The following is a 21,711-nucleotide window of genomic DNA, read 5'->3' on the forward strand; positions in this document are numbered from 1 at the left end:
ACCCATATTATGGATTGGCTCGGTATTAAGGCATGTGGCGACTACGATCTAAATCTGAATATCTTGCCCGAGGGTGCCGACTTCAAGGATGCCTGGAACCTGGCCTACGCCATGGAGGATGGACTGCAGCGCTTCTATATTGAACTGGAGAGGCGTGAACAGCGATCACACCTGCAAGCAGTCTTTCACAAACTCGCTTCATTTGAGGATCTACACAAAGAGAGGCTCCTGCAGGCCTATGCATCCACCGACCGAGGTACGTTCGATCCGGCGAGAATTGATACGATGGCCAACAACTATATTGAGGGGTGTGATTCCAATAACCTCTCAATCACAGACGTTGTTTCAAAAATTGAGAGCACGATCGATATCTTCAGCATCAGTCTGGCGATCGAAGCGCAGGCACTAGACCTCTACGCCCGCCTCTCTCGTATGAGCAAATGTCCACAGAGCGCCAAACTATTTATGGAGATGGCTTTCGAAGAGCGGGGGCATATGGCTTACGTATCCGAAGAGATGGAGAAGCAGATCATCAGAGAACAGCGCGATCGAATTCTAAAACTTAGCAACCTCATACCCACATCATAAAAGCATGGACCGATACGTGATAATCCGAAGAACCTATGGATAATCACATGCGAATACCGACTCAGGGACCAATCTCTCTGAGCCGGTTACATTTAATCAACATTATTAAGAAAAACAGAAAAACGGGCTCAGAGCACATTTAATTTTAATATTGGCTAATACTGTGTTCAGACCTCGGTTTCTCGAGGCGCTCAGCATCACGTAAAATGAGGGTTAGTTTCATCTGACTCCACATATTCTAAGCATTCTCTCAAACACACTTCGAAAGATCGTAGAAAAACAATACTGATCATTTACCAAATCACTACTGGGCTCCTTACCTTGACCGCATTTTGGATGTCATATATTGTCACATCGTGATAGTAGTTACCTCTAACAAAAATAAACTATAAGGACATTATCAAATGAAACAGATTTCTACATTTTTTCTTATACTGCTTGCCTTTTCACCCTTTGCTACAAGTGCTGGCTCATCGCCAGAGACAATAGATGGCGCCGTTACGGTCGACACAGCGGCTGCAAAAGCACTGTTTGACGACAACGTGCCCTTTGTCGATGTCAGAAGCGCAAAAGCATATGGAAAGGGTCATATCGCAAAAGCACATAATCTGGATGTCAAATCTTTCAAAAAAAATGATTTGGCGTCCGTTGCTGGAAAAGATGCACCCGTTGTTTTCTATTGCGATGGCGTTTTCTGTAAACGTGCTGCGGGCGCTTCCAAAAAGGCTGTGGGCTGGGGATGGAGCAACGTAAAGTACTATCGTGAAGGCTTCCCTGGCTGGAAAGGTGCTGGACACCCTGTCGAATAACTCGATACGCAAGGGACAATAAGACCCTCTCCTCGACCTCATTCATAATTGAGGCCGAGGAGCCAGCACTATCTATGATGTGATTTATATCTACTTTTCACATGCCTTAATAAATAAGCCACGCATACTCCTGTCGATCAATTTTAAAACAATAATGAGAATTATCACTATGCTTAGAAAGATAATTGCGCTAATAACTATCACTCTATTATTTAACTCTGTCTCTGCATCTCCATATGATGAAGCCATCTCATCCTGGAAATCACACGAGGATGTCGGCAACTGGTTGAACAGTAACTTCACATTCGACACAAGCCGGCAGAGAATGATCGCAACAATTCTCAAGACCGATGGGCCAACATCACTTGTTGTCAGGAACCCTACTAATTTATTTGAGAGAAACAGTAGTGGCTGGTGCGGTGACTCTGCTAACTTCGCTCTAAAAAGCCTCAACAAAATAGACCCTGCCCACAATGCTCGATGGGTCTTTATATGGAACAATGACGGACCACCGCACCACTGGGTTACGGCGTTTAACTACAATAAAAAACTCTACATTATGGATTTCGGAACTGGTGACAAGTGGACAGCGATGCAAGGAATTCATGGCCCCTACGATTCCCTTGATGGCTATCACAACTTTCTGGCATCACTGAATATTACAGGCTTCGAGGTCGGCGAAGTAGCGTACCGTGACATGCCTGGTGATGAGGATTAGTCGAACACCAACAATATGGTAAAGTGATCTGAGTATTTTAAACAACCATATCGAGACTCCTGTGAGTGAGATTAAATTTTCTCCAGAAGAGAAGCAGCAGATAGCGCAGAAGGTGAAGCTCTATTTCAGGGAGGAGCTCGATCAGGAGATCGGTGGTTTTGAGGCCGAATTTCTTATCGACTTTTTTGCTACTGAGATCGGTTCATATTTTTACAATCGTGGTGTTTATGATGCACAAGCACTGATGGCACTAAAGGTTGATGAAATTTCAGGCTCCATCTTCGATCTTGAAAAACCGACCGATTATCAAAAATAGATTTCATCGCTTGCTGAACGTCTTAGACACTCTTATAGAGACCCAAATCGAGCGCATCCCCTAATAACCGATCAATTTTGACCGGATCTGGCACAATCAAACCGTTGCTCGGCGTGAAGGTCAATTCACTAAAGTAGATTTTCCCAAGCACGCCGTATAGGTCGACTCGCACAAAGGGAAAATCCTGGGATAATTTTCGACTTATCTCTAACAGCTCACCCAGGTTGTCTGGTCTCTCAATCTTCGGCGTCTTTCGGTCTGCCTCAAGATCCGTTTTCGGGATCTCTTTCCACTCAGTGTTATAGATACGGTAGTAGTCACCACCGGGGCCATCGATACTTACGTGGAAAAGCAATGGCTCTCCTGAAAAACAGTAGATCCTGTAATCGAGAAAATCAGTCTCCTCTTCTCGTAGATACTTCTCGATGATGATGCGGCCCTTGATACCTCGGTACTGACCCTCGCCCCTAATCTTTGAGTCGTAACAGCGTTTTAGCCATGCGTTCACTCATCTACCCGTAGCAGGCCAGTCAATCGTCTCTTTACACTTTACCTCGATATTCCAACCGCTACCGTGGGTTGTCTTTAACATGAAGCTGCTGGGCAACGTATCAAAATCGATCTCCTCGAAGCGATCATAGAGACCGATCACCGGCACTAACAACTCTGAACCCACCCGTTCTTCCACAAAGGTCCTGACCTTCTCTTTATCGACATAGCGCGATAGTTGCCTTAGATCGTGGTTGGCTTTTATCCAGTGAAGCTTTTCGGAGAGCGTTCGTGGGTTTTTCAGATTCAGCGCATAGCCGTGATACTCATAAAAACGATCACTGATATATCGTCGGGTTAAGCAGTGCTTAAAGAAACTCTCTCTGAGTTTTGCCACTATCTTTTTCAAAACGCTCTCATCTCTTTAACGATCGTTTCATATTCCATTGAATCTTGATGCTCGCTATTTGCACGACCTAGTAGCCATCGTTTTCTCCACTGCTGCTCACCACTGTTTCCGGTTACTATAAACAGATCACTCACCGACACACGAAAACACCATGAGCCAGCCACCTCTCGTCTCTGTTGTCATCGCCACCTACAATCGTAGCAATGCGCTTGCCTACGCGATCAGCTCTGTATTGAGCCAAACCTTTACCGACTTTGAGGTTCTGGTAGTAGGAGACGGCTGTACCGATGATTCTCAGGCCGTTGTTGAAGGGTTCGATGATCCACGGGTTAAATGGATCGGTCTCGATCACAACCACGGCCATCAAGCGGAACCCAACAATATCGGTATCTCCAACGCACGTGGAAAGTATATCGCCTACCTTGGACACGATGACCTCTGGTTTCCGCATCATCTACAGTCTTCCGTTGATGCGCTCGAAACGGGCTTCGACCTGAGTTACACTCTGACACTCTCTATTGCTGAGAAAGAGGGGCTGCACCATCTACTCCCAATCTCTGTCTCCTACATCACGGGCATGTGGATTCCACCATCCTCCGTGTTACACCGACGCTCACTGATTGATGATATTGGCGCGTGGCGACTGCACAGAGAGCTCAAGCAAAGCCCCGACTCCGAACTGATTCAACGCGCTGCAGATGCGGGAAAGAAATTTGTTAATGTGCCCCGGCTCTCTGCACTTAAGATACCTGCTGCCTGTAGAAGGAATGTCTATAAACTTAGAAGCTGTGATGAGCAGCACTATTGGTACGATCGTATCAGCAGCGAGCCTGAACTCGAGGCCGTTGAGCTCGCCAAGTGTTACATCGAACTTAGCCAGATCGATTCAAACGGCGAGAAGTTAAAATCGCTCGCTCTACAATTTAAGCGGCGGCGCTATCAATCTTTTTTTAAACTCCGCCTCCTTAACAAACTCAGCAAGATTTTTGGGAGACCACTCAATCTCATTGAGCAGTCTCAGATCTATAAGGATCTGAATCCCAGACAATCATCAAAACGGGAGTAGCACCATGTTTGACTCAGCCGTCAAAGATATGCAAATGATCACTTCAGATTGGCAGAAGTTCTCAAAGCCGATAGAGGGGGTTATTGCCAAGGAAGTGCTGCACGTGCCGCGCGACCACGGTGTGCTGACCGAGATCTTCCGACCCGAGTGGGATCCCAGTGGTGTTCCTGTCGCTCAGATCTACCAGTCCGGGGAGTCGCTATTTTTGCGGAAGCTTGTTTTGGGCATCCAAGCCCAAGCAAGCGGCAAATACTTAACGCGACCGTTTATGCCTACGGCGCCCCGCTTCGCTATCCATGGCGGTCAGCGCACGCCTCTTTCCCGGTGCGATTGGTGCCTGGAGCTGCCATAAGCTCGCCGTCGATCGACTCTTCGTCAGCCAGGGACATTTGAAGATTGTACTTTTTGATGGCCGTGAAGATAGTCCGACTCATGGAACGCTGCAGGAACATATTGCTGGCGATGCGCGCCCCGCCTTCCTGCTCATCCCACCCGGCGTCTGGCATGGTATGCATAACCTCGGCACCACTGATGCCATCATGCTCAACTTCCCAACCCGTCCTTACAACTACGAAGACCCCGACCACTATCGCCTGCAACACGATGCGCTCGAGATTCCCTATACCTGGGGTGAGAACTCTGAACGACGTCGCCTGCGATCTAATCCCAAGCAGGAGTAGTCAGGCCTCTCTGTATTGAGACAGCCTCAGGCGAGGCGATCATCCGCTACGTGGTATTTCGGATCTTCGATCACGTTGACCTCAACCAGATCACCCGCCTTGCTCAATAGCATCTGACACTCGGCACTGAGGTGTCGCAGGTGGAGGCGCTTCTCGGCATTCATGTAACGCTCGGCGAGGGTATCGATCGCCTCAATCGCGGAGTGATCCATTACCTTGGAATTCTTAAACTCCACCACCACGTCATCGGGATCGTTTTTCGGATCGAACAGGTCCTGGAAGTTCTTCACCGAGGCGAAGAAGAGCGGACCGTGCAGATCGTAGATCTTGGAGCCCATCGCCCCCTCGGTGATCTCCGCACGAATGTGCTTGGCGTGCTCCCAGGCAAAGACCAGCGCTGAGACGATGACACCAACCACGACCGCAATCGCCAGGTCGGTCGCCACGGTGACGCCCGAAACCAGAATAATGATGAAGGCATCGGCGCGTGGAATCTTGCCCATGATACGGAAGCTCGACCACTCGAAGGTGCCGATGACCACCATGAACATGACGCCCACCAGCGCTGCCAGCGGGATCATCTCAATCAGGCCAGAGGCGAAGAGGATAAATATCAGCAGCGAGATGGCGGCGGTGATACCAGAGAGGCGGCCACGACCACCGGAGTTAATGTTGATCATGCTCTGGCCGATCATCGCGCAACCGCCCATACCGCCGAAGAAACCGGTGGCGAGATTGGCCGCGCCCTGTCCGACACACTCCTTGTTGCCGCGACCGCGGGTCTCGGTCAGCTCGTCGATCAGGGTCAGGGTCAGCAGTGACTCGATCAGGCCGATGGCAGCAAAGATCACCGAGTAGGGGAGGATGATCCAGAGTGTCTCAAGGGTGAAGGGAACCATCGGGATGTGGAACTCGGGCAGCCCACCTGCAATCGATGCCATGTCACCGACGGTGCGACTCTCCAGCCCGAAGCCGATTACGATCAGTGAGACCACGATGATCGCTGCCAGTGACGAGGGAACCGCCTTGGTCAACTTCGGCAGATATTGGATGATCGCCATGGTCAGTGCCACCAGACCCAGCATTAACCAGAGCATCTCCCCCTCAAGCCAGGACGACACACCCGCTGCGTCCTTGACCTGGAAGCTCTCAAGCTGGGCGAGGAAGATGACAATCGCCAGGCCATTAACAAAGCCGAGCATGACCGGGTGGGGAACGATACGAATAAACTTACCGAGTCGGAGTATACCGACGCCAATCTGAATCAGGCCCATCAACACCACGGCGGCGAAGAGGTACTCAACACCGTGCTGCGCCACCAGCGCGACCATCACCACGGCCAGTGCACCGGTAGCACCTGAGATCATGCCAGGACGGCCGCCGATGATGGCGGTAATCAGCCCAACCATGAAGGCCGCGTAGAGGCCCACCAGCGGCTCAACACCGGCGACGAATGCAAAAGCGACCGCTTCCGGGACCAGCGCCAGGGCGACGGTCAGGCCGGAGAGAATATCGTTCTTGGGGCAGCCGTGTTCGGTGCACTCGAAATTGAAAATCATCGGAAGGCCTCAGATGGGTTCTAGATAACAGCAAATGGGCGCGAATATTAGCAAATTAGACCGCTCTTAAAAAGCTGCACCACTCGGCCAACGATTGAAACAGAGGCGCGTGTGGGTAATAGTCGACTCCAATTCACTCAGGCAAACAGGATTTCGCATGGGCAGACGATCAACCACCCTTCTCCTTATTATTAGTGCACTGCTACTCACCGGCTTCAAACCCTTCGGCGGCGGTGGTGGCATGAAGGGCAAGTTCCGTTCCGAAGAGGGCGGCAAAAAGATGGAGATCAATCACCCCTTCAGCCCGATGGGTTCCAGCTACAGTCAGATTAAAGCGGGTGGCCTGGTTGAGACGGGCTTGAAACCGATCTATCCCGCCAACGCCGACTGCCCCGATATCGACTCACCCTTTGCAGCCACAACCCGTGGTGATGGTAGCCGACGTTCACAACGTTTCTTTCACGGTCACCACAGCGGTAGCGATATACCAATACCGGAGGGAACACCGATCCTGGCCGTTGCCGCTGGTACCGTGGTTGAAGTGAGCGAGGGTGCCAATATCGGTGGCCTTGCGCTGATCCTGCAGCACTCGCCGGAACAGACCGGCCTACCGCTCTGGAGCTACTCACAGTACAAACACCTCCAGCAACTGCCCGACTACAAGGTGGGGGATCGACTCAACATGGGCGACACGGTCGGCAATACCGGTACCACCGGCACCACGGGGGGTTACTACGGCGCCAGCGGCCACTCCCACCTCCATCTCGCACTCTTTACCAGCCCCAATGATCGGTACGAAAAACGTAGGAGCTTTATTCCCGACCAGGGAAAGTGGCTCGATCTGATGGCCCTCTATCGCGGAGAACCCTTCGACTCCAGAGCGCTGGCCGATCTACCTCGCGGTGAGAAAAAGGTCACGATCCCCTACCGCCTCACCACAGGTGAGACGGTCCCGGTAGAGACCAAGGTGATCTGGCCCTACGCCTGCAAACCCCGGTCTTAACACGCTCATTAGATCAATTAATACCCATAATGAGCGAAAAACATCGATATGACTGATACGAATACCAATAACGACTCCATTGAACAGCTCAACGAGCGCCTGACCCGCTTCGCCCGCGATCGTGACTGGGAACAGTTCCATTCGCCCAAGAATCTCTCAATGGCGTTGATTGCCGAGGCCGCCGAACTGGTCGAACACTTCCAGTGGCTCTCTGAAGAGCAGAGCTACAACCTCTCCGAGGAGAAGCACGAGGAGGTCTCACTCGAACTGGCCGACATTCTGATCTACCTGATCCGCACCGCTGAACGACTCGACATCGACCTGCTCAAGGCCGCCTGGCGAAAGGTGGAAATCAACGAATCACGTTACCCCGTTGAGAAGGTAAGTGGCAGCGCCAAGCGCGCCGAAGAGTACGACCTGTAATAGCCCTCTAATAACATGGATTTTGTGGCGCCCCTATCTAAAGCCCGGTATTCTGAACGCCTAATTAAGTAGCACCTACATGCACGGATTACGCATAGTGGCCTGCGCAGAGAGACCTCACAGCCAAATCGATGAGCACCCTGAAGAAAAAGAAGCTGCGCGATGGCGATACGATCGACTACAAGGCCGTCCGTCAACGCTTTCAGCTGCTTAATATCTCGCGACTACAGCGACTCCGAGATGCGCTGAGGTCACGCCAGCAGCCCTTTATCGATATTCTGCCGCTGCTGTTTCATATCAACCACCCTCTACTCCCCGGCTATATTTCTAAAGAGACTCCCGCGGGCGTCTACGATTTCCAGCCCACCAAAGCGATCGTCGGCTCCACCAAGAAGTTATTCAAAGGCTTTGAACACAAACGACGCGCCCTGCTGCGCCCCTACATTCAGTCGATCTTCGTCATGGGCAGTAGCGGTACCATCGCCTACTCCGACAAAAGCGACTTCGACTTCTGGCTCTGTTACACCCCCGATCTAAGCGAAACACAGATTGCCGAACTGCAACAGAAGGCGGAGGCGATTGAGAAGTGGGCAGAGACACTGGGGCTTGAGGTCCACTTCTTCCTCATGGATGCCGAGAAGTTCCGTAGTGGTGAGAAGTCTGAACTCTCTAAGGAGAGCAGCGGTAGTGCTCAGCACAACCTGCTGCTTGATGAGTTCTACCGCACCGGCCTGCACATCGCCGGTCGGATTCCGATCTGGTGGCTGGTCCCACCCGAACATGAGCACGACTACGACAACTACACACAGATGCTGCTACGCCAGCGATTTGTAAAAGAGCACGATGTGATCGATTTTGGTGGTCTGAGCAGAATCCCTGCGGAGGAGTTCATCGGTGCCGCACTCTGGCAGCTCTTCAAGGGCATCGACTCTCCCTATAAGTCGGTACTGAAGATCCTGGTGATGGAGGCCTACGCCAACGAACACCCCAACATCGATCTACTCAGCCTGCGTTACAAACGCGCCGTATTTGAAAACGTCACCAGCCTTGATGATCTTGACCCCTATGTGATGATGTATGAGAAGGTGGCTGAGTATCTGGAGATGGAGGGGGATCGTCGCGAGCTGGCACGCCGCTGCTTCTACTTTAAGGTCGACCTACCGCTCACTCACCACCGCCACGCCAAGACGTGGCGCCATGAACTGCTACGCGAGATCACCCAGGACTGGGGATGGGGCGAAGGGCATGTTGTTCTGCTCGACTCACGCCCGGAGTGGAAGATCGACCAGGTGCTCAAGGAGCGCAAGATGCTGGTCGACGAACTGACTCTCAGCTATCGCATGCTCTCGGCACTGATCCGTGAGCATGCCGACGATGCCCACATCAATCCTTCAGATCTCAATATCCTGGGGCGAAAGATCTATGCCGCCCTGGAGCGTAAGGCGGGCAAGGTTGAACTGGTCAATCCTGGTATCTCAGAAGATCTGAGCGAACCTCACCTCACCTTCCAGCAGAACTGCGACGATAAGGGTCTCCACACCTGGTCACTCTATCTCACCCTGCCTGGCACGGCACGGCTAGCTGACACACCCGTTAAACGCGCCAGCAGTCTGCTCGAACTGCTCGCCTGGTGTCACTTCAACCATATCGTTACCCGGCGCACGATGTTCACTGTACAGACCGAATCAAGCCACCTGACCGAGAAGGAGCTACGTGCCACCATTGAGGCGTTTTCGCGCAACTTCCCCAAGGGCAAGCTACCCAAATCAGACCTCGACGACCTGGCCAAACCGGCACAGGTGCGTGCCGCTGCACTGTTTGTGAACATCGGCTTCGATCCGCTCGCAACCACCCACCTGATGGGCTCCCACCTGACCACTGGCCGTACCGATGCGCTCAGCTTTGGTGCCACCTGGGAGAACCTGGCGCTACACTTCGACCAGATCACCGTTAATAGCTGGCAGGAGGTGCATACCTATCGGGCCAGCGGCAACACTGCAGTGCTGCGAAGCCTGTGTAAATATTTTGAGAACTCTCCGATCTCCGCCAACGAACCACCGGCATCGATCTCGGTCTACTCGCTCTCATCTGCACGCGGTAACTCGATCGCACGTCGTATCGAACACCTCTACCACGACGTCTCGGAGTGCTATTTCTCACCAGGAAGCGTCACCAACTCACGCTACATCCTGCGCATTAAGGATCGTTTCTACATCCTCAGCGCCAAGAACGACCGCCTCACCTTCGAGTCAGCCGGACTGGTGGACGACCTGCTGCGCGCACTCTCAGCCACACAATCCGAGTTCAGCCCGATCATCGTCGACCGCTACACCTTGAAGGAGTCGCCACTACCGCTGCTGTTCAAGGCCAACAAACGCAACGCAGTGCAGTTCTTCTATCAGGTCCACGATGGAACCGCTGAGATCTATGTGCTCGATGAGCGCGGTTCACTGTTCCACCAGGAGCTTCCCTTCCACGACAGCGCCACACTGCTCACTCAATACCAGTGGTTCTTCGATACGGTACTGCCACGTCTCAGCTTCATGATTAGTGAGCAGACCGGCGAGGCCGGTTTCCAGGGTGATGTCTCGCTCTACCAGATCGTCAAGAACACCAATACCGGCGAATTCCGGCTTGAACCACGCAAGGTACCGCACTCTGCCGGCGTTCATCGCTACTTCAACGTACAGGTAATCGGCGACCTGATGGATGATCGCCCCGTCTTTACCATCTACTGTGACGATCGTGAGTTCTCCAGCCTGGAACACGGTGACGCCCTCTTTCAGGAGGTGGCACGCGACATCTTTGATCGGCGCAGCAGCGGTGAGGGCTACCCGATCTACATCACCGATATCGACATCTCAAAGGCGATGATCAGCGATAGCGGTGTCGACTCACTGCAGACAATTCACTATCTCAACCACAAAAAACGCATCGAAGAGCGACTCAACCAGGCACTCAACGCCCTCTAATCGGGCAGAAGAGAGACGCTTTTCAGCACCAGCGCCCGCTACACCCCATTCACTCCTCGCTCTCGTTTAACGACAGCCCATGCACCATTACTGAACAGATCACCATAGACCTGAGAGCGGAATGCACTACTATTGTGCATAGCAAGTCATGCGATCTTGCCTATTAGGCACTAATTCAACCGGACAACAGCTGTTACTCATTGTTTATCTTGGATATTTAAACAATATAGCTTTTAGGGCCATGGATCGCACCGACTGGTTTGTTTCTTGCTAAATAGGAGTGCATGGGAGAGATGGACGAACAATCACGTGAGATCGCATTTCGCGCTACCGAGAATCTGACGGTGGCGATGATGGCGCTCGATAGCGACATGCGCCTCACCTATATCAATCCCGCCGGCGAGAACCTCTTCGGTGTCAGCGCACGTAAAGCGATCGGCATGGCGCTCGAGTCACTACTGCCCGGCTACACCCATATCCATGAGAGCCTGCGCCAGGCACTGACCAACGACCAATCCTTTAGCGAACGTGAACTACCGCTAGTGATCGCGGGTAAACGCCAGGTCACCGTCGACTGCATCGTTACCCCGATGCAGGAACCGAATCAGCAACCGATGCTACTGGTCGAGTGGTTACTGCTCGATCGCCACCTGCGTATCAGCCGCGAAGAGAACCTGATCGTGCAGCACAACGCCACCAGTGCACTGGTGCGTGGCATGGCCCATGAGATCAAAAACCCGCTCGGTGGACTGCGCGGTGCCGCGCAGCTTCTCGAGCGTGAACTCAACAGCGCTGAGCTGAAGGAGTACACCACCATCATCATTGAGGAGGCCGACCGACTGAAAAACCTGGTCGACCGGATGCTGGGACCCAACCAGCTGCCGCGTCTGCAGGATGTCAATATCCACCAGATCCTCGAGCGGGTTCGCACCCTGGTTGCAGCGGAGGCCCCCGCATCGATCAAGATCGAACGCGACTACGACCCCAGCCTGCCCGATATGATCGGTGATAACGACCAGCTGCTGCAGGCACTACTCAACATCGTGCGCAACGCCGTACAGGCACTGGGTGAACGTGGCACCATCACCCTGCGCAGCCGCATCCAGCGCCAGTTCACCATTGGTCAGAAGCGCCACAAACTAGTGATTCGTCTCGATATTGTCGACGACGGCCCGGGCATCGCTCCCGAGCTGCTGGAGAGCATTTTCTACCCGATGGTGACAGGACGCGCCGAGGGTACCGGGCTGGGACTCTCTATCGCCCAGACTCTTATTAACCAACACCACGGGCTCATCGAGTGCACCAGCGAGCCCGGCAACACCATCTTTACACTGCTGCTGCCACTGGAGCCGGACAATGAGTGATCAGAAAAACATTTGTGTAATCGATGACGACTACGGCATCCGCTGGGTACTCCAGCGCGCACTCAGCCAGGAGGGCATGCAGGTCACCAGCTTTGAGAATGGCACCACCATCGAGACGGAGCTGGAAGCAAATACCCCCGATGCGATCATCACCGACATCCGCATGCCCGGTATCGATGGCCTTGAACTGTTGCAGCGTATCCGTGAGCGCCATCCCAATCTACCGGTGATTGTTATGACCGCACATTCCGATCTCGATAGCGCCGTGTCCGCCTACGAGGGCGGAGCCTTTGAGTACCTGCCAAAACCCTTCGATGTCGATGAGGCAGTCGCTCTGGTAGAACGCGCTGTGGAGCATGCTCGCCAGAGCACCGCTTCAGAATCGGCCCTTGCCCCCCAGGAGAGCACCGAGATTATCGGTGAAGCCCCAGCAATGCAGGAGGTGTTTCGGGCCATCGGTCGCCTGACCCGCTCCAACATCACGGTATTGATCAACGGTGAGTCGGGGACCGGAAAGGAGCTGGTCGCAGCAGCACTGCACCGTCACAGCCCACGCGCCGACAAACCGTTTATTGCACTGAATATGGCAGCAATTCCTCGCGATCTGTTTGAATCAGAGCTGTTTGGTCACGAACGCGGTGCCTTCACCGGCGCTCAGGGTTCACGCCAGGGACGTTTTGAACAGGCCGATGGTGGCACCCTCTTCCTCGACGAGATCGGTGATATGCCGGCCGAGCTGCAGACACGCCTGCTGCGCGTCATCGCCGAGGGCGAGTTCTTCCGCGTCGGTGGCCACACATCGATCAAGGTCGATGTCCGCATCATCGCCGCCACCCACCAGGATCTGGAGCAACGAGTGCGCGAGGGCCACTTCCGTGAGGATCTGTTCCACCGTCTCAACGTCATTCGTATTCACATCCCCTCACTGCGTGACCGGCGTGAGGATATTCCACGTCTCGCCCAACACTTTCTGGCACGCGCCGCCAAGGAGCTCGATGTTGAGGCGAAGCTGCTGCGCCCTGAGGTGGATCGCTACCTGTCGCAGATCGACTGGCCCGGCAACGTACGCCAGCTGGAGAATACCTGCCGCTGGCTGACCGTGATGGGCTCAGGTCGCGAGATCCATATGGATGACCTGCCACCCGAGCTACGCCACGATACCAGCGGTGACGAGAACAGTAATGACTGGATCGGTGCGCTACAGCGTTGGGCCGACCTGCATCTGGCGGCCGGTGAATCGGATCTTCTTGATATGGCGGTGCCCGCCTTTGAGCGCACCCTGATCGATGCGGCACTGCGCGAGACGGGTGGGCGTCGTCAGGATGCGGCCAAGCGCCTCGGCTGGGGGCGCAATACCCTCACGCGCAAGCTCAAGGAGCTGGGGATGGACGGTAACGAAGAGAGCGCCTAGCCGGTTTGTCCAACAGGTACCGGAGTCGATACCGACTCCGGTACCTCAGTAACTGCCAGATCGATAAAAAAGGGTGGACAACAGAGTTGTCCACCCTTTTTGTTTCCACTCGAGTAACAGGCTAGTAGATCTCTTCGATATAGATCTGACGATCACTACCTGTGTAGATACCGAAGCGTGCGGTGCCGGTCGGGTTATCATCATGGCTGCCGTCACCATCCCAGTCATACTGCAGATAGCCGAGTCCCGCCCCACCCGTCCCGTTGGTGCAGGTCTCGAGACAGTACTCGAGATCGACGCTGCCGGTATTGCCCGAACCCGGTGCCGATAGACTCATGCCGCTACCCGTTCCGTCGCTCAGCGTACCGCTACCACTCAGGGTCGGCTCACCACTAGTGGTGGGTAGATTATCGGTGTAGTTATCGAGTTCGCCATAGGTCGAGTTGTAGAGCGAGGAGTCGTCCCGATCGTTGGTGACGAAACCGCTGCCGTCAAAGTACTCCGCCTGTAGCGTGATCGGCAGCGGCAGCGATTCGTGGCCTGTTGTATCGAGCACGTTGAGTCGTCCGAAGAGGATGTCGGTATCGCCGATCTCGGCGTGGTCGTTAGTTGTATCGCCATCCACATCGAGATCGAGCGTGGTGCTATCGAGCGTCACGCCATCGCTATCGCCTGGGATAACGCCAAACTGCAGACCTTCAAATATTCCATCGGGTGATGCCAGCCTTGATATTGCCACCTCGGCGCTGATAGTGGCCGAACCGCTGCTCCAGCTACCGCTCGAAACACCGATATCGAGCCTTGAGCTCATGTCGGTACCACCAACTGGATCGTAAGCCGCAAGGCCGAGCGAACCGCTTGATGTGGGATTGAGCTTCGCGTAACTCCCTTCGTAGTTCTGTGTTGTCTCTCCCTGTGCATTGACAGCAGTAAGCGTGAAACCGAGCTCCAATGCCTCATCCATATAGGTGAAGTCTGCGGGAATCGTCGGTGCCAGATCCGAGCGGTTGGTCAGCGTCGGTGCCGAGAGGATAAAGCGATCGGGGATAAAACGCCCAACCTCGGTAGCGGTGGTACCCACCGTGTCGGCTGAAGTGTCACCTAGATAATCATTGGCATTGGCCTGAAAGGTCACACTGCCGACCTCGTTGTAGCGTGCGTTGGTCAGCAGTGCCACACCGTCACTAAAGTCTGAGGCCGATGCACTCGTGGTGGTACCGGCATCGCCATAGACCTTGGTGTCGTCACTACTGAAGTAGACGTTGCCGAGCGTACCGCCCGAACCGGTGTCGGGTGATGAGGGTGCCACGGCGCTGATGTCGGTATCCCAGGCGTAGTTCTTGGTCACCGTACCGTCACTGCACTGCGCCACCACCTTGAGCTGAAAGGCGTCGCCCGCCACCTGGCTCGGTGCACCCGAGCTACCACTGTTATTCAGTGCGGTGGTGCCATCGCTCTTGAACGACTCGACCTTGAAACTCTCCGGTGCCACCACGAAGCTCTCTGAGCTATCGCTGAGCGTGATCGCCGGGTCTGGGCTACTCGCCGCCAAGCTTAACTGTGCATGGAGAGCAATCTCACCGGCATCGCTATAACTGGCGGTGAAGTTGGCGACACCCGAGCCATCGAAACGCAGGGTGCGGCTGATGTAGTCACTCACCGAGTCATCGGGATTATCGGCGATCGAACCACTGTTGAGTAGCGTAGTGCCGTCGGTATCGAGGGCACGGATCGTCACCGCGTCGTTCTTGTCACCATGGCATGTGGTCGGATCGACACAGGCGTAGGCCATGTCGACTGCCAGATCGCCCGTCACACGCGCCACGCAGGCACCGGTCGAATCATCGGTACGGATTGCACGTAGCGTCATGGTCGCAGAGTTCTCGCAGGAGGTCTGGCTTGTAGTGCTACTGAAGAGCAGCGCTGTATTGACAAACTGCAGTGCCGGATCCTCGCTGGCATCCTCGCTCGCCGTGCCGTCGGTCACATTGATATTGATGTGAGGTGAGGTGGTTGCGGTGGTCTCGGTCAGATAGAAGGTGGTCGACGTCTCGGTGCCGGTGAAGGTGTAGGTCGATCCGCTACCGCTATCGACCAGTGGCGAGGTGGTCAGGGTGATTTCGGTTCCGTTAGCTGGTGCAACCTCGGCGTGTGAGGCATCGTGCGCGGTTACCGTGACCACCACCGCCTCACAGGTGACACCGACACCGGCGTGTGTGATGGCGTAGTGATCAACCGATGCAGTCGCCTCACAACCGAAGGCATCAAGTACTGATTCCTGCACACTGGAGCTGTAATCGAAATCGGTATTGCTTCCGACCTCAACGCTACCTTCGCTGAGGATCGCTCCCTGAATGTCGTTGTTGTTGCCGAACTGGATACTAGTCGTATCGTAGGGTGTATAGATCACTCCAGAGAAGTCAGCATCAGAGTGCCCAGAGTTTCCATTACCGACCTGCAGCGAAGCACTGTCGTAGAGAAAGATAATAAAGTCTTCGACATTTCCACCAGCATTCAGCTTGGCCTCATTACCCGCCTGAAAAGACTCCTTGATATAGAGCCGTACCTGACCGCTACCGGTGACGATAATATTGGACTTGTTGGCCATGGAAAGTTTTTCGATGAAATAGTCACCGGGGGCCATCGAGGCTGTGGCCCCTCTACCACTCTTCTGTTTAAACTCAAGCTCATAGATATAGGTTCCACCGGTCCCACCGACATCGTATCCACCCGAAAACGTGGTGGTACTGTTTCCTTTTAGTATGACCTTTCCATAGCTGCCCGCCGATACACTGCTCGGATACTCAAGGTCACTACCCCCAGTGGATGGAAATGTTGATGGATCAATATCTGGAAAGTACTCATCGACCGTTTCCATTACACCCAACGGCGTCGGTGTATTTCCCGTATCACCGGTTATGTCGATAGTGTTGATAGTCGAATTGTTACCGTAGCTAAAATCATCTTCACCGATGATTCCGTAACCGGAAAGCGAGGTAAACGCATCGCAATCATCGGCAGAGATCTGGCCTGAATAGAATAGTGCCAACGTTATGAGCAGTGAAATCTTTAACAACCGCATCTCTGAACTCCCGCCAACACCCTATGGTGCATCTGTAACTTTAGCCTTCATCGAGCGCGAGACATATCCCAGCGACCCGATCGCGCTTACTCCCAGCGCTGTTTTATAGGAGCGCGCCTCGACAATGAAGATCGAGTAGGTGTTAGGTGTTTCAGTATAACTACTCGAGCTACAGCTTAACTGAACACTGAACCCATCGAGCGCACCGGAGCCGTAGTTTGTCACCTGACCATCGACAGTACCGCTGCAGACCGTTGCTGAGTTGACTGCAGCATTGTCGAGCTCAAGTTCGCTGATCGCCCACTCCAGACCACCCTTTGCAGCGTAGTAGGCACGCGAACCTTCAACGGCATTAGCACCCGAGATATGGAAACCACTGCTGATGCTGACCATGTAACCACCCACTGCCGCAAGCACTACCATCAGAAAGATGGCACCGATCAGTGAGAAGCCTTGCTGTTGATTAGACTTCATCATGGCACGTTATCCACCCGCACCTGATGGAGCATGGTGACGCTCTCACCTCCATCACTCAGTGTTAGCGAGAGGGTCACCAGCGCGGCCTGACCGGTAGAGCCTGCATCGTAACTGATGGAGCACGCTGTCAGATGTTTGGTCACCACCACGCTGCTGCCCGAGGGCTGCGTTGAACCGATGGAGTAGCTGGCATAACGGCGTAGCGTTTCATTGGCGGTGTCACAGATATAGCTGACCGGTGATGCATCGACCACATAGAGACGCTGGCGTGGTGACTCGAAGGCAAACTGAAAGGCACTGCTCAGCGCAATGTGGTCACTTGTTCCATCGTCGGTAATGGTGACCTGGGTGGCCGCCGGGGTAATGACATTGGCATTCTCATAGGCACTCGCCCCTGAGATTCCCAGGTTGTAGATCACCAGCCGATAGTCGGTTGAACTGGTTACAGGCGGAGTGAGATTGGTGAACTCACCGATGGTGTTGAACTCGTCATCATCGGGATTGAAGCGGAGACGTTTGCTCTGATTTCCGGGTGGGCCGAGGCGATATCGCACCGCATCGACGGTGTTGATCATCTCCAGCGATGGCCCTGTTGAATCGACTCGCACACTGTTGGGCAGTGCTCGACGAATATCGCGCGCGATGAGTCTGAGCGCTGAATCGGCGGCATCGACCAGCTCGGCACGGCGTGTCAGATCGAGATAACCATCGATCGGACGCTTGATCACCCCCGCCAGCACAGTGGCAATAATTCCAGTGATAATGATCACCATGATCATCTCGATCAGGGTAAAGCCTGCACAGCGCCTCATTGTCAGACTAGAAGCTGCCACGATAACCACTCACATCAATAGATAGTCCGGTTGCATGTGAGACTGTCACATCGACGCATTTCATCGTTGCACCACTCACCGTTTCGGTCGCGACACTTACCGCCACGCTGTATCCCGAAAGCGATGTTATGGGGCTTCCGAGACTGTTGACCGGGGTTGAATCGGATACGCCGTTGTAGTCGTCGACATCATCGAAGCTAGTGCGTGCCGACTCACCATCACTTCCGTCCGGATCGTCATACGACTTCGAGAGGATCTCCTCGAGATAGGCCTCGGCAATTGCCACCGCCTGTGTCTGCACCATTGGGTCGGCGCTATGCATAGTGGTGTAGTCCATCACCTTCAACACACCCACCACCGAAATCGAGATAATCACGATCGCCATGATCGTCTCAACCAGCGTGAAGCCACCTTGATGCAGAGAACGCCTCACTACAGTCTCTCCACATAACCGCTGGTGGCATGCACGGTAAAGGAGCGACCATCAATAGAGAAGGTGTGACTGGTACTGGTACCACCCGATGCATCAAAAACGATCGTGGCAGGATTGGAGATCGAAACACCGCTCGGGGCGGCATTGCTGTACTGCCCGGATGCCGAGTGGTGAGGCACATCGGTTGAGAAGGTTGGTGATAAGGCAAAGCAGTTACCAACGCTGCTAGGCATCGAGAGCGCATAGCTCGAAGCCGTCACCTCCAGCTCTACCTTGCAGTTGGTCGCGATTGCCAGCTTCTGTCCATAACGCGCCGCACCTACCAGTTCATCAAAGAAACCCATTTCATCAAAATCTGTGATTGATGGCAGTCTTGGAACTGCCACAACAGCTACAATTCCAAGGAGAATTATAACCATGATCAACTCTATGAGAGAGAACCCTCTGTTTTGTATTACACACATTTTCATATCGTATTACGGAAGCTTCGCCACGAAGTTAACAAACTCTCCTCTTCTCTTCCCAATCCTCATTCTGATTTTCTCTAACAGCTGCTCAGCCTTGTGCGCCTCCGCAACATGGCCTGCCTCGACTCTACCACTAACTATTTTTTCCAGATAACTCTCAATATTGACTGTACTCTCATAGTAGTAACGGCCCCACCCATCTTCAAGCAGCTTGAATGCATCTGCACCGCGACCCAGCGACTCCAGATAGTCGGCATAGTTTAACCGCGCCGGGAGATAGGCCGGGTTATTTTCCAGTGACCGTTGAAAGTTATGCTCAATAACCGCAACTGAATACGCTTTTGTTGAATTTCTCATTAACTGAGCCCGATAAAAATAGTTCTCCCATCTAATCGGAAACTTCTCTTCTGCCCGCTCTAGCTGCACAAGTGCAAACTCAATCACACGATCTCTATTGTCAATAGTGACACTCTGCTCTCTCAGTGCCCTATCGATCTGTCTGGCTATTAAAATCTCTGGCCGATCTGTAAACGGAAACAGCTTACCAGCCTCACTGATTTTGAGGATCGCCTCACCCGCGTTGTCGCTATCATTAATATTATTCAGCCGGTATTCGCTAATGGTTAACAGAGTCAGCCATGTCACCGCTAGAAAAATAATTACGTAACTTATTAGCTGACCACTATCACTCACGATGCTTTTACCTTCAGAAGCAATACCGATCAGTGGCGCGCCACGTTCATATCCGGTCAACCAGCCGATATAGAGGCATACAATTATCAGAATTGAAATCAGATAGAAATTAAATGTAAACAGGCTATGTATTGATACGGCCAAGACTGCCGCATAGATACCAGCAGCTTCATAACGGGTCTGTTTGTCTATTCTTAGAACTCTCGCTGCCTGTTTGAACAGCAGAGTCGCAGCAATAGCTAGCAGAATGACAGCAACAGGACCGAGCTCGACCAGCATCTCCAAATAGTCATTATGGACGTGCTGACCTGCCGATCTCTCCTCATTTTTCTTGTGCGACGGATAGGAGGCCCAGAACGTTCCCCATCCTGAGCCAACATATGGGCGCGCCTTGTACATCTCCCACGCAGCATTCCAGATATCGGTTCGATCTGAAAGCGCTGTCGTTGCAGTTGTGTTCACGGCAACGACGGTCTGTTCAATACGATCGGTCAACGAGCGTTTTTGAATCAATTCCGCAGCAACAAACCCGACAGCCAGACATATGATCAGTGCTATTTTTTTTCTAAAGCTCACCTCTCTTAAAACATAAAAAACAAAGAGTAGAGCAATCGTTAACCCTAGAAGCGCTCCCCGGCTTTGGCAAAGAAAGATGGTTAACGTCAAAAGGGTAATCACTATGCCTTTGACAACATCCTTTCTGAGGGATCCTTCAGAAAAGAAGGACGATATAACCGGCAACACCATCAGACTCATCAGCGCCGCGTTACTGTTTGTATTAATAAACAACCCTGTCGGGCGGCCTGCATCTAAAATAACCGTTTGAAAAACACTTAAAACCGCAAGCAGAACGCCACAAACCATCAACAGATACGCCAGCAATGACCTCAGGCCGACAGACATAGATGCACCGAATATCATGGAAAATAGCATCGCCATTGGCAGCGCCATCAAAAGGTATGTTGTGGATGGCGCAACACTCCACAACACCGAGATGGCAATCCACACAGTCAAAGCCATGAAAGCGACAAGTGGATATTTTAGATTTGCAAGAATTGAGGCGGGAAAATAGCCCTTTGATGAAATGAGTGCCGAAGCGATCCACTCGTTAGGCCTCACATTAATTAATCTGTCTTTAAACTGCATCAATAGAGTGTTTTCTCAAAGACCTAACAATGTGCCATGCACTATATTCGTAACAATTAGGGGAGTCGCTATTTTTGCGAGAGTTTGTTTTGGGCATCCAAGCCCAAGCAAACAGCAAAAACTTCACGCGACCGTTTATGCCTGCGGCGCCCCGAGACTATCGCGGACTAACCGCCTTCGCTTCGCTATCCATGGCGGTCAGCGATCGTTTCAACATCAAAAAAGGGGCCTTTCGGCCCCTTTTAAATTCGAAGATTCACTAGATCAAGGTGAAGGATCAGTGATTGCAATACTGCGATAGCTCGACGAATAACCCGAGGCACTTGTTACTGTGCAATCGGGTGCTGTACCAGCGTAAGTCAGGCCGGTAGGAATATCCTGCATGGTACCCGCTGCATCATCACAATCAGCAACGGTTGTGCAATCGGCATGATCCGCTTTACATGCAGCATAGTTAATGGCCGTTCCCGAGCTAAGCGCTCCAGCAACTCCATCTATCGATGCCTGCTCCGCCTGATCGCTCAGATCGACGAACTTTGGCAGTGCTGTTGCTGCCAGAATTCCCAATATTACGATAACCATGATCAGCTCGATCAGGGTAAAACCACTTGCTCTTCTCATCCTCATCTCTCCCAGCCCTATTTGGGTTCTATATATCTTAATTTGTTATCTTGATCGGGGAGTCGCTATTTTTGCGGAAGCTTGTTTTGGGCATCCAAGCCCAAGCAAGCGGCAAATACTTAACGCGACCGTTTATGCCTGCGGCGCCCCGA

General features: G+C 53.0%; 20 protein-coding genes and 1 pseudogene. 12 read left to right on the plus strand and 9 right to left on the minus strand.

Annotated elements, in window-relative coordinates; genetic code table 11:
• The 4 genes from BOW52_RS13380 to BOW52_RS13395 form a co-directional block, all read left to right on the plus strand.
• Positions 1-588: ferritin family protein (locus BOW52_RS13380; RefSeq protein WP_172840351.1), on the plus strand; the 588-nt coding region annotated here is incomplete at its 5' end.
• 404 nt (positions 589-992) lie between these two features.
• On the plus strand, positions 993-1,397 hold the full coding sequence (locus BOW52_RS13385; RefSeq protein WP_236725747.1) for a rhodanese-like domain-containing protein: 405 nt from the start codon (positions 993-995) through the stop codon (positions 1,395-1,397).
• A gap of 169 nt (positions 1,398-1,566) precedes the next feature.
• Entirely contained in the window at positions 1,567-2,115 is a 549-nt protein-coding gene (locus tag BOW52_RS13390) for a hypothetical protein (RefSeq protein ID WP_135622409.1), read from the plus strand.
• Positions 2,116-2,176: 61 nt separating this feature from the next.
• The gene (locus tag BOW52_RS13395) at positions 2,177-2,431 is read left to right on the plus strand and encodes a DUF2164 domain-containing protein (protein ID WP_078484589.1); all 255 of its coding nucleotides are present in this window, start codon (positions 2,177-2,179) and stop codon (positions 2,429-2,431) included.
• Positions 2,432-2,453: 22 nt separating this feature from the next.
• On the opposite strand, the pseudogene BOW52_RS17455 reads toward BOW52_RS13395, so the two are convergent.
• Positions 2,454-3,317 (minus strand): annotated as a pseudogene (locus BOW52_RS17455) (ATP-grasp fold amidoligase family protein).
• Positions 3,318-3,480: 163 nt separating this feature from the next.
• Here BOW52_RS17455 and BOW52_RS13410 point away from each other — a divergent pair.
• From BOW52_RS13410 to BOW52_RS13420, 3 genes are read left to right on the plus strand one after another with little or no spacing between them, the layout of a single operon-like run.
• Positions 3,481-4,395, plus strand: a complete 915-nt coding sequence (locus BOW52_RS13410) for a glycosyltransferase family 2 protein (RefSeq protein WP_078484592.1) — start codon at positions 3,481-3,483, stop codon at positions 4,393-4,395.
• Positions 4,396-4,399: 4 nt separating this feature from the next.
• Positions 4,400-4,747 (plus strand): hypothetical protein, encoded by a 348-nt coding sequence (locus BOW52_RS13415; RefSeq protein WP_078484593.1) that lies wholly within the window; start codon positions 4,400-4,402, stop codon positions 4,745-4,747.
• Entirely contained in the window at positions 4,692-5,075 is a 384-nt protein-coding gene (locus BOW52_RS13420) for a cupin domain-containing protein (RefSeq protein WP_078484594.1), read from the plus strand. Before BOW52_RS13415 ends, BOW52_RS13420 begins: the two co-directional genes overlap by 56 nt.
• Before the next feature lie 26 nt (positions 5,076-5,101).
• On the opposite strand, the gene BOW52_RS13425 is transcribed toward BOW52_RS13420, so the two are convergent.
• Positions 5,102-6,634: a SulP family inorganic anion transporter gene (locus BOW52_RS13425; protein ID WP_078484595.1), complete on the minus strand. Its 1,533-nt coding sequence runs from the start codon at positions 6,632-6,634 to the stop codon at positions 5,102-5,104.
• Positions 6,635-6,791: 157 nt separating this feature from the next.
• Here BOW52_RS13425 and BOW52_RS13430 point away from each other — a divergent pair, with 157 nt between their 5' ends.
• The 5 genes from BOW52_RS13430 to ntrC all read left to right on the plus strand — a co-directional run bounded on the left by BOW52_RS13430 (position 6,792) and on the right by ntrC (position 13,807).
• Complete coding sequence (locus BOW52_RS13430) at positions 6,792-7,637, plus strand: M23 family metallopeptidase (RefSeq protein ID WP_078484596.1); 846 nt, start codon at positions 6,792-6,794, stop codon at positions 7,635-7,637.
• 48 nt (positions 7,638-7,685) lie between these two features.
• Positions 7,686-8,060: a nucleotide pyrophosphohydrolase gene (locus BOW52_RS13435; protein ID WP_078484597.1), complete on the plus strand. Its 375-nt coding sequence runs from the start codon at positions 7,686-7,688 to the stop codon at positions 8,058-8,060.
• A 131-nt stretch (positions 8,061-8,191) separates the two neighbouring features.
• On the plus strand, positions 8,192-11,032 hold the full coding sequence (locus BOW52_RS13440) for a class I adenylate cyclase (protein ID WP_078484598.1): 2,841 nt from the start codon (positions 8,192-8,194) through the stop codon (positions 11,030-11,032).
• A gap of 293 nt (positions 11,033-11,325) precedes the next feature.
• Entirely contained in the window at positions 11,326-12,396 is a 1,071-nt protein-coding gene (gene glnL, locus BOW52_RS13445) for a nitrogen regulation protein NR(II) (protein WP_236725748.1), read from the plus strand.
• Positions 12,389-13,807 carry a nitrogen regulation protein NR(I) gene (gene ntrC / locus BOW52_RS13450; RefSeq protein ID WP_078484600.1) on the plus strand — a complete coding sequence of 473 codons (1,419 nt, stop codon included), beginning with the start codon at positions 12,389-12,391 and terminating at the stop codon, positions 13,805-13,807. The genes glnL and ntrC overlap by 8 nt, the downstream gene beginning before the upstream one ends.
• A 121-nt stretch (positions 13,808-13,928) precedes the next feature.
• On the opposite strand, the gene BOW52_RS13455 is transcribed toward ntrC, so the two are convergent.
• The 7 genes from BOW52_RS13455 to BOW52_RS13485 form a co-directional block, all read right to left on the minus strand.
• Positions 13,929-16,889, minus strand: a complete 2,961-nt coding sequence (locus BOW52_RS13455) for a DUF6701 domain-containing protein (RefSeq protein ID WP_078484601.1) — start codon at positions 16,887-16,889, stop codon at positions 13,929-13,931.
• A gap of 21 nt (positions 16,890-16,910) precedes the next feature.
• Positions 16,911-17,366, minus strand: coding sequence for a Rossmann-fold NAD(P)-binding domain-containing protein (locus BOW52_RS13460; protein WP_078484602.1), 456 nt, complete (start codon positions 17,364-17,366; stop codon positions 16,911-16,913).
• On the minus strand, positions 17,363-18,178 hold the full coding sequence (locus tag BOW52_RS13465; RefSeq protein ID WP_078484603.1) for a PulJ/GspJ family protein: 816 nt from the start codon (positions 18,176-18,178) through the stop codon (positions 17,363-17,365). Before BOW52_RS13465 ends, BOW52_RS13460 begins: the two co-directional genes overlap by 4 nt.
• A 7-nt stretch (positions 18,179-18,185) precedes the next feature.
• Complete coding sequence (locus tag BOW52_RS13470; RefSeq protein WP_236725749.1) at positions 18,186-18,632, minus strand: prepilin-type N-terminal cleavage/methylation domain-containing protein; 447 nt, start codon at positions 18,630-18,632, stop codon at positions 18,186-18,188.
• Positions 18,632-19,102: a prepilin-type N-terminal cleavage/methylation domain-containing protein gene (locus BOW52_RS17775; protein ID WP_078484604.1), complete on the minus strand. Its 471-nt coding sequence runs from the start codon at positions 19,100-19,102 to the stop codon at positions 18,632-18,634. The genes BOW52_RS13470 and BOW52_RS17775 overlap by 1 nt, the downstream gene beginning before the upstream one ends.
• Positions 19,103-19,108: 6 nt before the next feature.
• On the minus strand, positions 19,109-20,938 hold the full coding sequence (locus tag BOW52_RS13480) for an O-antigen ligase family protein (protein ID WP_078484605.1): 1,830 nt from the start codon (positions 20,936-20,938) through the stop codon (positions 19,109-19,111).
• A 264-nt stretch (positions 20,939-21,202) separates the two neighbouring features.
• On the minus strand, positions 21,203-21,559 hold the full coding sequence (locus tag BOW52_RS13485) for a type II secretion system protein (RefSeq protein WP_078484606.1): 357 nt from the start codon (positions 21,557-21,559) through the stop codon (positions 21,203-21,205).
• Positions 21,560-21,711: the final 152 nt, after the last annotated feature.

Origin of the sequence: Solemya pervernicosa gill symbiont (assembly GCF_002020875.1) — a bacterium.
GTDB lineage: Bacteria > Pseudomonadota > Gammaproteobacteria.

Bases quoted from the DNA above. Each gene is read 5' to 3' on its own strand.
- BOW52_RS13385 (WP_236725747.1), top strand. From the start codon at position 993: ATGAAACAGATTTCTACATTTTTTCTTATACTGCTTGCCTTTTCACCC.
- BOW52_RS13390 (WP_135622409.1), top strand. From the start codon at position 1,567: ATGCTTAGAAAGATAATTGCGCTAATAACTATCACTCTATTATTTAAC.
- BOW52_RS13410 (WP_078484592.1), top strand. From the start codon at position 3,481: ATGAGCCAGCCACCTCTCGTCTCTGTTGTCATCGCCACCTACAATCGT.
- BOW52_RS13415 (WP_078484593.1), top strand. From the start codon at position 4,400: ATGTTTGACTCAGCCGTCAAAGATATGCAAATGATCACTTCAGATTGG.
- BOW52_RS13420 (WP_078484594.1), top strand. From the start codon at position 4,692: ATGGCGGTCAGCGCACGCCTCTTTCCCGGTGCGATTGGTGCCTGGAGC.
- BOW52_RS13425 (WP_078484595.1), bottom strand. From the start codon at position 6,634: ATGATTTTCAATTTCGAGTGCACCGAACACGGCTGCCCCAAGAACGAT.
- BOW52_RS13430 (WP_078484596.1), top strand. From the start codon at position 6,792: ATGGGCAGACGATCAACCACCCTTCTCCTTATTATTAGTGCACTGCTA.
- BOW52_RS13435 (WP_078484597.1), top strand. From the start codon at position 7,686: ATGACTGATACGAATACCAATAACGACTCCATTGAACAGCTCAACGAG.
- BOW52_RS13440 (WP_078484598.1), top strand. From the start codon at position 8,192: ATGAGCACCCTGAAGAAAAAGAAGCTGCGCGATGGCGATACGATCGAC.
- glnL (WP_236725748.1), top strand. From the start codon at position 11,326: ATGGACGAACAATCACGTGAGATCGCATTTCGCGCTACCGAGAATCTG.
- ntrC (WP_078484600.1), top strand. From the start codon at position 12,389: ATGAGTGATCAGAAAAACATTTGTGTAATCGATGACGACTACGGCATC.
- BOW52_RS13455 (WP_078484601.1), bottom strand. From the start codon at position 16,889: ATGCGGTTGTTAAAGATTTCACTGCTCATAACGTTGGCACTATTCTAT.
- BOW52_RS13460 (WP_078484602.1), bottom strand. From the start codon at position 17,366: ATGATGAAGTCTAATCAACAGCAAGGCTTCTCACTGATCGGTGCCATC.
- BOW52_RS13465 (WP_078484603.1), bottom strand. From the start codon at position 18,178: ATGAGGCGCTGTGCAGGCTTTACCCTGATCGAGATGATCATGGTGATC.
- BOW52_RS17775 (WP_078484604.1), bottom strand. From the start codon at position 19,102: ATGAAAATGTGTGTAATACAAAACAGAGGGTTCTCTCTCATAGAGTTG.
- BOW52_RS13480 (WP_078484605.1), bottom strand. From the start codon at position 20,938: ATGCAGTTTAAAGACAGATTAATTAATGTGAGGCCTAACGAGTGGATC.
- BOW52_RS13485 (WP_078484606.1), bottom strand. From the start codon at position 21,559: ATGAGAAGAGCAAGTGGTTTTACCCTGATCGAGCTGATCATGGTTATC.